Raw genomic sequence first — 12358 nt, forward strand, 5'->3', positions numbered from 1 at the left:
GTCCAGAGGCCACCGTGTGATTCTATTGCGCTGGCCTTCCCGTGCGTCGACGAGAGGGTGACGCCAGCGGCTGGATGATAGGATCGGTTTTGCGCGCCCCAGGGTGAGGGATCCCCCGGGAGAGCGGCGGCGGCTTCTTTCGGGAAAGGCGATCAGCGGAATGCATGAGAGTGGATTCGATCTGCTGGCGGCAGCAAACCAGGAGATGGTTGACGAGGGATTCGACCCCAATTTCCCTGAAGGCACCAAAGAGCAGCTGGCCTCGCTGCGGGCGCGTGCAGAGCCAACCCGCGAGAGCGGCGTGCGCGATTTGCGCGAGCTGATGTGGTCGTCCATCGACAACGACACCTCCCGCGATCTGGATCAACTTGAAGTGGCCGAACGGGTGAGCGGCGGAATCCGGTTGTTGATTGCCATCGCGGACGTCGATTCCGCGGTAAGCGTCGATTCGCCCATTGACCGGCATGCAGCGGCCCAAACGACATCGGTCTATACGGGTATCAAGACATTCCCGATGCTGCCGGAAGAACTGTCGACGGACTTGACATCCCTGAATGAGGCGGAAGACCGGTTGGCGGTGGTTGTGGAGATGGTGGTGGCTGGCGATGGCTCGATTGCGAGCAGTGCCGTCTACCGTGCGTTGGTCCGGAACCACGTGCAATTGACATATAACGCGGTGGGCCCCTGGCTGGAAGGTGCAGCGGCGGCGCCTTCGCGGGTCACGGCGGCGGCGGGCCTGGATGCCCAGCTCAAACTTCAGGATGAAGCAGCCCAGTTGCTGGCGGGCGAACGCCGCCGGCTGGGGGCAATGAGCATCGACCGCATCGAGGTGGAGGCGGTTCTATCCGGCGGGCGGCTGGACGGGATCCATTCGAGAGGAAAGAACCGGGCGACGGCCCTGATCGAGACGTTCATGATTGCGGCCAATGGAGTGATGGCGAATACGCTGCGGGCCGCCGGCGTGCCGTCCCTGCGGCGCGTGGTGCATATTCCGAAGCGCTGGCCGCGGATTGTGGAGCTCGCAGCGCGCTACGGCGAAGTGTTGCCGGAGACGGCCGACTCGGGCGCCCTGAATTCGTTTCTTGAGCGCAGGAAGGCCGCTGACAAGGTTCACTTCGAGGATCTGTCACTGGCGGTGGTCAAGTTGATGGGCTCTGGAGAGTATGCGTTTGCGCGGCCCGGCGACGCGAACCACGGCCACTTCGCACTTTCCGCGCACGACTACACGCATTCCACCGCACCCAACCGGCGGTTCGCCGACCTGGTGACCCAGCGGCTGGTCAAGCATGTGCTTGTCCAGGAGCCGACGCCGTATACAGACGAGCAACTGGAAGAGATCGCGCGAAACTGCACGCTCAGGGAGAATGCGGCCCGCAAGGTGGAGCGCGTGATGAACAAGCGAATCGCCGCCGTGGCGCTGGAGCACCGGATTGGGGCGATTTTCACGGCCATCGTGACGGGTGTCACGCCGAAAGGCGTCTTTGTGCGCGCGTTGAATCCGCCGGTGGAGGGGCTGCTCGTGCAAGGGCAGAAGGGTGTGGATGTGGGCGACCAGCTGAAGGTGAAGTTAGTGGGGACGGACCCGCGGATGGGGCATATCGATTTCGCGGTGGAGGGCTTGATGGAGCGTGCGCCAGAGGCCGGAGAGCGATGAAAAAGGGGGATGCCGGACTGCTTCGGCATCCCCGGGGAGCGCGGTAGGTTTACCCGCTGTCAGGCCGTTGTCCCGGTCTTGGATGGAACGGCTGAACCCGTCCCGGAGTCTCCTCCGAGGAAGTTGATCAGTTCGCGGTTGACTTCGTCCGCGTGAGTCCAGGTGATGCAATGCGGCCCGTCCTTCACTACAACCAGATGGGCGCCTTTGATCAGCTTGGCGGTTCGCAGGCCCGAGGCTTCGAGGGGTACGATGCGATCGGCATCACCATGCAGGACGAGGGTGGGGACGTCGATGCGCGCAAGATCGCCGCGGAAGTCCTCGTGCCAGGTAGCCACGCACGCGAGGCAGGCGGTGGCGGAAGCGCCGGCCGCTACATTCCAACTGGCTTGGATGGTCTGTTCGCTGACGCGCTTGCCCAACAGAAGATCGGCATTGTAGAAGTTCTTGAAGAACGAGGCGAAGAAGCCGTAGCGGTCGGCCACGATCTCCTTCTGGATTGCGCCAAAGACAGTGCCGTCCACGCCTTCCGGATTGTCGGCGGCCTTGAGAAGGTAAGGCGGCACGGCTGAGATGAACACAGCTTTGCTCACCTCAGTGGAGCCGTAGACGCCGAGGTAGCGGGCGACTTCTCCTCCGCCCATGGAGAATCCGGCGAGCACGAAATCACGCAGTTCCAACTGGGTGACAACTTCGCGGAGGTCCTGGGCGAAGGTGTTGTAGTTGTAGCCGGCGGCGGGTTGGCTGGACTTGCCGAACCCGCGGCGGTCGTAGGTGATCACGCGGTATCCGGTGGCTATGAGTGCGGCCGTCTGCCTCTCCCAGGAGGCGCCGCTGAGTGGATAACCGTGGATGAGGACAACCGGTTGACCGGCGCCATGGTCCTCATAGTAGAGGTTGATGTTGCCGGAGTTCTCCCGGCCAACCGTAATATAGGGCATTTGAGCAACTCCTCTGGCTGTGGTGCTGGCCGCCTAGATGGCGAATCGTCCGTGATGGCGAGGCAAGGCGCCTAATACTGCACGTGGGCTTCGAGGAACCAAAGCTGTTTGTCCGCCACGCGGGAGATCTCGGTGAACAGATCGGCGGTCGAGCGATCGTGGTGTTCGTCGGACACGTCGATGGCTTTCCGAATGACGCTGGTGAAGATGGCGTAGCGGTCGATGAGGGCGGCCAGGTGTCGTTGCCCTTCCACGGCGTCAACGGGATATTCGGGCAGGGTGGAATGAGCGGCGGCCATGCGACTGGTGCCGGCTGCTACTCCGCCTAACGCTGTGGCGCGTTCGGCGATTGAGTCGATGAAGGGGAAGATCTCGCCGGCCAACTGGTCGAACATCAAATGGAGTTGGAAGAAGTTGGGCCCCTTCACGCTCCAATGAGCCTGCTTGATCTGGGAGTAGAGGTCAGCGGTGTCGGCGAGACGTGCGTTGAGAAGCTCAACGAGATGCTCCCGCTCGGCATCCGGAACGTCCATGTGCGTTGGGAACGGCAGGGCGATGGTCTGGGTGGTTTGCATGGTGTTATACCTTTCTTCGATCGTTAAGTGCACGGGGATGGCCGAACCTACAGAGTGCGGACCAGGCAGGGTGCGGCCCAGGCACTTGTTCGTCTTGTGAGCCAGGCGATCCAGCTACTTGGAAGGGTCTTTTCCTCGCGTGGATTGGACGCCCTTGAGAATCGCCAGTCCCAGGAGGACCAAGCCGCCGACTGCGATCCAATGGGGCGCGATGTGCAATAGCACAGCGCCATAGATGAGGCCTCCAATCATGATCAGGAAGCCCAGGAGATAGATCGCGAATGACATGCCTTAGTCCTTTTCTCTGCCACCAGAGCAGCGTGGCGTGGTGTTAGTGGCGCGGTGTGCGGGGGAGGCTGCTCTGGTGAGCCAGCCGTTACATGGAGGAAGTTGCCTTCTGACCCTTGACCTGCAACTCGTTGACGACCTGCTGGACATTGAGAACCGCCGCGGCCAAATCCTGCGACTGCAGGCGCTTGGCCGGAGAATCGACTGTACCGCTGAGGGTGACGACGCGATTTTTGACGGAGATCTTCACATTGTCCTCGAGCTTGGCTTGGACGAGGGCTGCGTGCAGGTTACTCTCGATGCCTTTGTCGAGGTCAGAGTTGATTGTCTTGGCTTCGCTTTCGACGCCGGGCGGCAGGACTGCGATCTCATTGGCCACGACCTGGGTGCCCGCGAGGGACTTGGCGAGGGCCTCGGCTTGGGCTTTATCGGTCTCCTGCGCCACGTGGCCGCCGAGGGTTACTACGCCCTTGACCCGATCCTGTTTGACCGAGACGTCCTTATAGCCCGCTTTGTCGAGGGACGCGCGGACGCTATCAGAGACGTCTACGGCTTTGGTGGTTTCTGTGGAACAGCCTGCCATCGCGCCTGCGAGTGCCAGGGTGAGAATGAGTGAATACGAGCCGAGAGTCTTCATGGGTTTCCTTGGAATCCTGTGGATTCAACTCTGTGGCAGAAGCACGCTCGTGGCCGTCTCAGCTACAGACTGGCCGCGGACGGGTTTGCGCCGCATTTTCGGCAGTTGGAGGGGGTTGCTACGTGAGGAGATGCGAGCCCCAGTAACGATATGCGGTCAATTGACCGGGAGCGGTCAGAGTGGGGGAGGGAGGCGGCTGATCGTGAACGGGCCAGCCAAATCAGCGGTGCCGGTGCGAGATGACGGAGGAAGAGCAGCGGGCGTGACCCGGTATCGAAGCGCAGTACCGGCCAGTAGCTTGGCGACTGTTTTTGCGCTCTGTGGCGGCCAGCCATAGGCCGTGCCGCCCGTGTCGCACAGAGCCTAGGGCTCGACAGTTGGCTTGAATTGAGCTCGAAGCTGCAGTGCACGGCGGGTGTCCGCAATCTCTCTCACCAGGACGCCCTCCTCGGGCAAGTTCAACTTATACTCTCGAGCCAGCACCTGGTTATTCAGGTTTCCGAGTGCACAGTGCGCGACGGCATCGTTCCGTTCCGAGCAGAGGACCAAGCCAACCGGCGGGTTCCCGCCGGGCAGGACCCAGTGTTCGCGGGCATAGTTCTGGTGTCTGCCTGGGTGGGATTGCGGGTATGCCCGCAAGAGAGCCGAAGGCTGGTTGGGAGGCATGCGGGATTCGCGAGAGGCCACTCGCGCCTCTGGCGAACGCCTTGCGAGCGTTCAATTCCTGAGTATCCTCGCCGCGCTTCAGTCGTCAACACAGAAGCGCCTGGCCAAACAGCAAGCACCAGGAGCTTTCAACTTTCGCATCGCATCATTCGGGGCTTGTGGCGGGACACGGCCGGTCCCCAGTTCTGACCTCCGGCCAATTGACTGAGCGCGATCCCCGTGCGACCTGCCAGTTCGGGAAAGCGCGGATCCGCGCGAAGCGGATCAATGCCGGGAAACCCGCTGGTGAGCCAGACCATGTCGGCCCTGTTCCGGCAGGCTGCTTCGAGCCAGTCAAAAGCCGCATCGAGATCACCGAGGCCAGCGTAGAGGATCACAAACGCCATTGGAGAGGCTCGCCCCTGGCTGAGGAGTTGGTCCAGTTCCAGGAGAAAGCGTTGTGTTTCCTGCCCGCGGTCAAGCCGCGCGTAAATATGCCCTAGGAAAGCGAGCGACATGGCTTCGCGCGAAAGGCTCAGAGCCTTCTCAAATGCGGCTAGTGCTTCCTCCGTCCTCCCTCGACGCCAAGCTGCCCATCCCAGCACAAAGTGCGGCTGCAGCGCGTCCGGATAGGACTCAATCGTCCGCTTGGCCTGTGCCGCCGCTTCTGAGTAATGGCATGCGTGCAGGTAGACCCAGCCCGCCATCTGGTGCGGAAAAAGTGATGAGGGATCGATCCGCAACGCGAACTGAACCTCTGCAATCGACTCAGCGTGGCGGGCGGCGCCGGATAGGAACGCCGCATAGAGCAGGTGCGCATCCACATTGCTGGGGCTCAGTTCAATGGCGCGCCGGAACTCCCGCTCGGCAGTAGCCGGGTCCCAATCGAGTACCCAGTTCAAAGTAGCCAGGATGTGGTGAGCCGCGCTGAGGCTGTCGTCGAGGGCAACCGCTCGCCTTGCCATCTGCTTCGCGCCGGGGAACACCTCGGCTGCGGGAGCGTTCCCAAACCACCCCAGAGAGAAGAGACAGGCGGCATGCAGGGCGTGCCCGAGCGCGAAATCAGGCGCCTCGATGGTGACGCGGCGGATGTACTGCAGCGCTTTCCCAATGCTCTCCGCGCTCGCCTTGTACAACTCGGAGACCGCCTTTAGATAGTTCTCGACGATTTCCGGCTCCATCGGAGGCGTCGGGCTCGGGGGCGGCATGACGGGTCCGGTGGATTGCAGTGCCAAGGCGACGCACTCGGCGATGGCACGCGCCACCTCGCGTTGCGTCATCAATGCGGTGGAGATGTCGCATTCGTAGCTGTGCGCCCATGCGTGGCGCTCGGGCTCCATGAGAATCAGTTGCGCATTCACGCGCACACGGCTCCTGCCGTGCAATGCGGCTCCCTCCACCACGCCGTCCACCCGCAGATCGCGGGCTATCTCATCCAGTTTCCGGTTGCTTCCCTTCAGGTGGAGTACGGACTGACGTGAGATCACCCGTACGGCCGGAATGCGGGCGAGTTCGGTGATGAGGGCGTCCGTCATGCCGTCGGCGAAATACTCTCGCTCGGGATCACCATTCAGATTCGCGAAGGGCAGCACGGCCAGCGTGGGCTCGGCGAACGCCTTTTCGACCCCGACGAGCGCGATGAAACGATAGCCCCGGCCGCGAAGAGTCTCGATGTAGCGCGGGGCGCGCGCGTGGTCGCACAGCACGGAGCGGATGCGGTTCACGCAGTAGTCCACCCCCGAATCGTAGTCCACGAACGTCGAGTCGCCCCATAGCCGGCGGCGTATCTCCTCCCGCCCGACGAGTCTGCCTGCCTCGCTTACCAGAAGGGACAGGACGCTGGCCGGCTGCGGTTCAAGCTTCAGAACGCTGCCAGACTTCCTCAACTCCCCTGTCGTTAGGTCGAGGTCGAAGTCTCCGAATGCCACCCGGCCGGAAATCGCTGGCATGTTACCGCAAGTATAGATCTGTATCGCGGCAACCTCAATCTTTCCAGCGGCTTGGACCCAAAGGTAGAACTAAGCGAGAATCCAGCCTTTCCCCATGGTTGGGCGACCGCCGCTGCCGTATCGTGGCCTGTGAAAGGAGCGTTTCACATGCGACACTCTCGAAATCTCGCATTTGCGGCAGGTCTCCTGCTAACGCTTTGCAGTTCTTGTTTTGCGCAGTGCTTTCAGGCAATGGTGAAAGGAACCTGGGGATGGCAGAGCCACGGCACAACCATAATGACTCTCCCTGAAAGCTCCACTCCCGTGCCGGTTCCATTTGCCTCGCTGGGAGTGATGAAGATTGACAAGCAGGGTCGCTACACCGCTCACGCGACGACTTCGGTCGGCGGACAAGTCCAGGAACTTGACCTCACCGGTTCCATTCAGGTGAACGCCGACTGCACCGCCACGGAAATTTGTGCCGCCGGCCCGCTGCCATGCGCGGACCGGTTGGTAATCCTAAACGCCAACGAGATGCGTATGATGCCGACGCAATACCCCTTGGGTCCGGCAACCGGCTTGGCCGATTTCCGGCGCCTGTCCTGGGGTGAGCCGCACTGCAGCGCCGCAATGGTGCGCGGTCTGTATGGCGGTTCCGCCGAAGGTACCTTTATGATTCCCATCCCCGGCCAGTCGCAGCCCGTGCCCACCCCGTTCTCGGGACTCTTCGTCATGTCGTTTCAGCACGGCGGAACTGGAACCGGCGCAGCGACGGCATCCATGGCCGGCGCCATCATCGATGTGGAATTCCCGAAGATGTCGATTGAGGTAAACCCGGACTGCACCGCCATGATGAAATACACCGATGGCGTTTCCAGTCAGATGCCTGGGAGGGTCTTCTCGGGAACGCTCAAATACATCGTGTTGGGTAATGGCAATGAGCTGATCGGCATGGAAACCGAGAGCTCCATCGGCTTACCCGTCGAAGTCGAGAACCACAAACGCATTTCGCTGCTGCCCATGGTGCCCTACCGGTAGCCCTGCGGCCGGAGCGGCTCGCATCCCTCTCGCGAACAAGATCAAGGAGGCAGGGGGGGCAAGCCGATACCCCAGGCCTGTAGGAGTTGGAGATTGTGGGCACTTCGGGCCGCGCCTTTTGGGCAGCAGGCTAGACGATCTGATACTTGGAATCGCCTTGGCCCACCGCTCGGCCGTTACACGTCCCAGAGCCTGAAGCGGCCTGCCGGATTACGAATGGATGGACCGGCAAACAGGGAGCCTGACCTTCACGCACTCCCGGCGGTGCGGCGAGGTCGAGGAACCCGCGACTGGCAGGCGGGCGCGCTACCGGGCGCTGCCTGCACTTTTCGCAGCTTGATGGATCCGAGGCGGCGGATATCCGGAGCCGCCTCCAGCGTCTGGCCGAGTTCTGCACGGAGCTCCAGCAGCTACTCTCGCCATGGGCAACGTGAGCTCTGTATAAGAGAGGAAAAACCAGTAAGGTTTCGGAAAGGTGCAATGCTGCCCATGGCGCCCATCCCGTGGAAGCCATGGGGGCCAGACCACCAGCCGTGGGCAGCATTCTGGGGCCGATCCTGGCACGACGCCCATAGGGAGTTTGGACGCCAGTAGTACTCCAGAGAGGGGTTTGGGAGGAGGGAAGGTCTATAACTTTTTGAGGAATTTGGTCGGGCCGCCGAGATTTGAACTCGGGACCTCTTGCACCCCAACAATGTGGCGGGATTCCACGCCCACCACTGTATTGTTTGTTTTCTGGGCGTTACGTGGATTTGGGACGTCTGCTTCCGCTCCCTGCAGATGGCCGAAGGATCTGTTTGTAGCACACATCTTGGCACACACCCGGACGCCGCTTTGTCATGCGAAGAGAACCAGACTTGCACCTCAAGCCACTCGATCAGACGCGGTTTCGGCCGTTCGGTTGCCATATAGGGGAGTGCGCGCGTCAGGGCGGCGGGCAAGGTTGGCACAAGCCCGTCACGAAGGACTGGTCTCGCCGGCGACTGCCTGGCTCTTTATCATTTGAGCGGAGCGAATAGCCGTGTCATCGCGATCAATACTCGGCGACCGCGCTCATGGCTCGAGTTGTACTGGATGTCGGAGCCTGCAGCGGGTCGGTCCACTGCTTCGAAAGACACTGCCGGGCGTCGCCATCTCGAAGCAGAAGCTCCGCCAGGTTGAGGCGATTGAGTTGGTCCGCAGCAACCGCGAAGCGGCGCGCCAGAGTGTTGGATTCTCGTCCCGGCCGTTCGTTCTGTGCGGTCTTCCGCTGAAGCGACCTGCTCCCGGATGCCTTCTTCACGAGCGCCGAAACGGGCAATTCGTGCTCCAAGTGACCGGGCATCCCAGCTACGGGCTACCTCGGGGGCAAGATCGCCTTCTCACCATCTTCCTGGCTACCGTAGCAATTCGACAGGGATCGCCGCGGGTTACATTCAGCAGCGCCGCCGAGATGCTGGGCACCTTCGGACTTCAGCAGGGTGGTTCTCAGTACCGCCGGCTGGTCGCATCTTTTCAGCGAATCTTCGGGGCGACCATCTTCTTCGGAACAGACACACAACTCGAGCGCACGGCGGTCATTCACAGCGCTCGGTTCAATTTCATGTCCGAAGCTACAATCTGGTATTCCCGCAGCAGCCTGGAACGGCTTCTGCCAGGCGACTGCCAGAACATGATCCTGTTGAGCGATGAGTTCTATCGCGAGATTCTTGACCATCCGATTCCCACCGATCTCGAAGCTGCCAGAGCCCTTTCGTGCTCCCCGGCTGTTCTGGATCTGCTTACATGGCTCTCCTACCGCTGCTTCACGGCGCGTGGGCAAGAGCGGATTCCGCTATTCGGTCCCTTTGGCTTGGTGAGTCAGCTCGGAAGTGCCGAATACGCACGTCCGCGCAAGTTCCGCGAGAAGTTGGAGGGCTGGCTCGGGATTGTTCGAGCGATTTGGCCAACCTGCCCGGCTTGTATCGACAAAGAAGGGACTTGTTTGCTGGTCGACCGGGCCTTCGCCGTCGTTCAATCTTGATGGGGCCATGTTCACGTGTCGGCAGTTCGGGCCAATCGGCGTCGCTGATGGCGAGATCCTTGGTGCGCTGCCCGATACATGCGCTAGAGATCGTTGCAGACCGGTCTACCAGACGCGCCGATGCCAATCGTAGAAGTGCTCGCAACTGCGTCGTACTGAGCCCGATTGACCACGCCCCATCTGGAGCAGAGGCGTTCCCGTGACGAGCCCCGGCCAGCCGAATACGAGATCCTGAGGCAAGCACCAGCGAACTGAGGAATTGCCGCGAACCCCGCCGCCCCTGTCGCACAGAGCCTATGCGTCGACAGTTGGCTTGAATTGCGCTCGAAGCTGCAGTGCACGGCGGGTGTCCGAGATTTCTCTCACCAGGACTCCCTCCTCTGGCAGGCTCAACTTATACTCCCGGGCTAACACCTGGTTGTTCAGGTTTCCGAGTGCATAGTGCGCCACCGCCTCGTTCCGTTCCGAACAGAGCACCAAGCCAATAGGCGGGTTCTCGTCGGGCAGGATCCAGTGCTCGCGGGCATAGTTCAGATAGAGATTCATCTGGCCGGCGTCCGCGTGAGAGAAGCGGCCGAGTTTCAGATCGATGAGGATCAGGCTGCGCAGCCGACGATGGAAAAAGAGCAAGTCCACTCGGTACCATTCATCGCCAACCCGCAGTCGCTTCTGACGGGCCATGAAGGCGAAGTCGTCTCCGAGTTCCAACAGGAAATGCTCGAGGTGCTGGATCAATGCCTCCTCGAGTTCGTGTTCGGAGTATTCGTCTTTCAGGCCGAGAAACTCTAGGACGAAAGGGTCCCGGATGTGTTCGTCGGGTGTGAGGTCATCGCCCGGCTGCCTCCGTGCTACGAGATTCCGCCGCGCGGCTTTCGAACGCTCGTAGAATTGAGAAGCGATCTGGCGGTCCAACTGGCGAACGGACCATCCGGAGCTCAAAGCTTGCTTCTCGTAGAAACTTCTGGCCGATAGATCCTGGACGGAGAGCAACCGGACATAGTGGGACCAGGAAAGCGGAAACAACGGCAATTGTCCAGACGCCGTCTGGACAGTTGTGAGCGCCGAAGATTGTTCAGACGGTGTCTGGACAATCTCCTGGAAGGAGAGGTAGAACTGACGCATTTGAAATACGTTGGTTCTGGAAAAACCCTTTCCGAATCTGGCCGTGAGGTCCAAGGCCAACTGCTCGACCAGTTGATCGCCGTAGTTCGCCTTGCGTTGCCCGGATTGTTCTTCCTCGACGATGCGTCGACCTATCTCCCAATAGGCCGAGGTGATGATTGAGTTGACGGCTCGCCCCGCCGCGCGCCGGGACTCTTCCAGCAACGCGACAATCCCATCGAACAGGGGCTGGTATGCGCCGGTTTTCGCGACTCCCGGTTGTTTCGTCACTGTCTTTCAGGTTAACCAGTTTCCGCGGCGCAGTTCGTCCGCATGGTCGTTAGCCCGGGTTCGTCACGATACGGCCGGAGAATGGACTTAGAGGTTCCGGCTCCGTTCGGTCTGCTGCAGAGTCTCCATCACATCGGCGATTGAGCCGAAAACCTTCCGGGAGGCTGAGTCTGGGCTGGAAGAGGAGTCCCTTCTGATCGGCTAAGGGCTCGGTGATGCGGCACGAGTGATTCCCCCGCCGTCGGTGGTGGGCGAAACAATATCGGCGCCGCGGAGCGTAGGCAGCAGTGGGAATGCCCTCATCGGCGACATTGGCGGCGCGTTGAAGACTCCGCCGATTGGGGGATGTGTCTCGATGGGGGCGTAGCGCCTGAGCAGATGCTTGAGCGTCACCCAGAGCACAGAGTCCAGACACGACCATCGCGTGGGCTTTGATGTGGGCGGTTTCTGATGAGACAGCTGGCGTATGGACAACGCGCTCTTCATGGCGCAAAACGGGGATTCGGTTTCGGTCAGTCGAATTTACCTCGTCCACGAGTCTTCGGCCGAACCGGCCTGGAAGTTGATGCGGAGCATGTAGGCCCATTCGCGCAAGGTCCGTCGGGCTTCACGGTCTTCCTACATCATGCAAAAAGGATCGATGCCCAAGGACTTCTTGCGAAGTCCCACATCGCACAGACTGCTGATTTGGGGATGTGTTGCCTATATCGATCCCAGTCGCTGTTACGCCATACTCCGGTCCTTCAGTCGGTCGGTCTCAATCGTTGGGGCCAGACTCCGCAGCGCCGCATCCACACGCGTGGAGAAGCGCTTGCTGATGGCCTTCCCTTTCTCCTTGCGCTCGCGCATGCTGCAGAGAATATCAGTCTCATCGCCGCCCGGAATCGCAATCTGCTTGAGTTCCACTTCATCGAGCCGCAACGCAGTCCAGTCGTCTTTGAGCAGGCCGGCTTCGAGCCGCTTCATCTGGCTGCGCGGCGTACCGACCTGGTATGGCCCGCCACGCTTCCGGATCGCTGCCGGGTCGTCCTCGCTCGTGATGCCACGATCGAAGCCCCAGATCCGTTGTACCTTGCCATACTGCGACTAACCAAGAGGAGAATCGACTCCGCTTGCGATCCGCACCTGCTCACAATCGGGACGGGATGGCGAAAGTAGCAAGCCGTAAGGATTCTGCACAGTCCGGTGCCAATTGGAGTTTTCAGCACGCCAAGTCACGGGGCTTTCGGCTGTCAGGGCTGGCTGCGTTAGTGATCCG

General features: G+C 61.0%; 11 protein-coding genes. 3 read left to right on the top strand and 8 right to left on the bottom strand.

The genetic code is table 11. The annotated features are described in order from the left end of the window. The first annotated feature begins 160 nt into the window (after positions 1-160). Entirely contained in the window at positions 161-1654 is a 1494-nt protein-coding gene (locus ACR9Y2_RS08925) for an RNB domain-containing ribonuclease (protein ID WP_435040769.1), read from the top strand. A gap of 59 nt (positions 1655-1713) precedes the next feature. Here the strand turns inward: ACR9Y2_RS08925 and ACR9Y2_RS08930 are convergent, their stop codons facing one another. The 6 genes from ACR9Y2_RS08930 to ACR9Y2_RS08955 form a co-directional block, all read right to left on the bottom strand. Continuing rightward, positions 1714-2595: an alpha/beta fold hydrolase gene (locus ACR9Y2_RS08930; protein WP_435040770.1), complete on the bottom strand. Its 882-nt coding sequence runs from the start codon at positions 2593-2595 to the stop codon at positions 1714-1716. Positions 2596-2666: 71 nt separating this feature from the next. Continuing rightward, on the bottom strand, positions 2667-3170 hold the full coding sequence (dps, locus tag ACR9Y2_RS08935; protein ID WP_435040771.1) for a DNA starvation/stationary phase protection protein Dps: 504 nt from the start codon (positions 3168-3170) through the stop codon (positions 2667-2669). A 114-nt stretch (positions 3171-3284) separates the two neighbouring features. After that, positions 3285-3458 carry a hypothetical protein gene (locus ACR9Y2_RS08940; RefSeq protein ID WP_435040772.1) on the bottom strand — a complete coding sequence of 58 codons (174 nt, stop codon included), beginning with the start codon at positions 3456-3458 and terminating at the stop codon, positions 3285-3287. An 88-nt stretch (positions 3459-3546) separates the two neighbouring features. Then, positions 3547-4095: a BON domain-containing protein gene (locus ACR9Y2_RS08945; RefSeq protein ID WP_435040774.1), complete on the bottom strand. Its 549-nt coding sequence runs from the start codon at positions 4093-4095 to the stop codon at positions 3547-3549. Between the two features lie 363 nt (positions 4096-4458). Then, the gene (locus ACR9Y2_RS08950) at positions 4459-4761 is read right to left on the bottom strand and encodes a PDDEXK nuclease domain-containing protein (protein WP_435040775.1); all 303 of its coding nucleotides are present in this window, start codon (positions 4759-4761) and stop codon (positions 4459-4461) included. 128 nt (positions 4762-4889) lie between these two features. Beyond that, positions 4890-6689: a winged helix-turn-helix domain-containing tetratricopeptide repeat protein gene (locus ACR9Y2_RS08955; protein WP_435040777.1), complete on the bottom strand. Its 1800-nt coding sequence runs from the start codon at positions 6687-6689 to the stop codon at positions 4890-4892. 231 nt (positions 6690-6920) lie between these two features. Between ACR9Y2_RS08955 and ACR9Y2_RS08960 the strand changes: the two genes are divergently transcribed. Both ACR9Y2_RS08960 and ACR9Y2_RS08965 read left to right on the top strand, forming a co-directional pair. After that, on the top strand, positions 6921-7706 hold the full coding sequence (locus ACR9Y2_RS08960) for a hypothetical protein (RefSeq protein ID WP_435040778.1): 786 nt from the start codon (positions 6921-6923) through the stop codon (positions 7704-7706). 1303 nt (positions 7707-9009) lie between these two features. Then, on the top strand, positions 9010-9708 hold the full coding sequence (locus tag ACR9Y2_RS08965) for a replication protein RepA (protein ID WP_435044841.1): 699 nt from the start codon (positions 9010-9012) through the stop codon (positions 9706-9708). Between the two features lie 294 nt (positions 9709-10002). Here the strand turns inward: ACR9Y2_RS08965 and ACR9Y2_RS08970 are convergent, their stop codons facing one another. Next, positions 10003-11100: a PDDEXK nuclease domain-containing protein gene (locus ACR9Y2_RS08970; RefSeq protein ID WP_435040779.1), complete on the bottom strand. Its 1098-nt coding sequence runs from the start codon at positions 11098-11100 to the stop codon at positions 10003-10005. A gap of 723 nt (positions 11101-11823) precedes the next feature. Then, positions 11824-12066 carry a hypothetical protein gene (locus ACR9Y2_RS08975; protein WP_435040781.1) on the bottom strand — a complete coding sequence of 81 codons (243 nt, stop codon included), beginning with the start codon at positions 12064-12066 and terminating at the stop codon, positions 11824-11826. Positions 12067-12358: the final 292 nt, after the last annotated feature.

It is taken from the genome of Paludibaculum fermentans, assembly GCF_051172195.1.
Classification (GTDB): Bacteria; Acidobacteriota; Terriglobia; order Bryobacterales; family Bryobacteraceae; genus Paludibaculum; species Paludibaculum fermentans_A.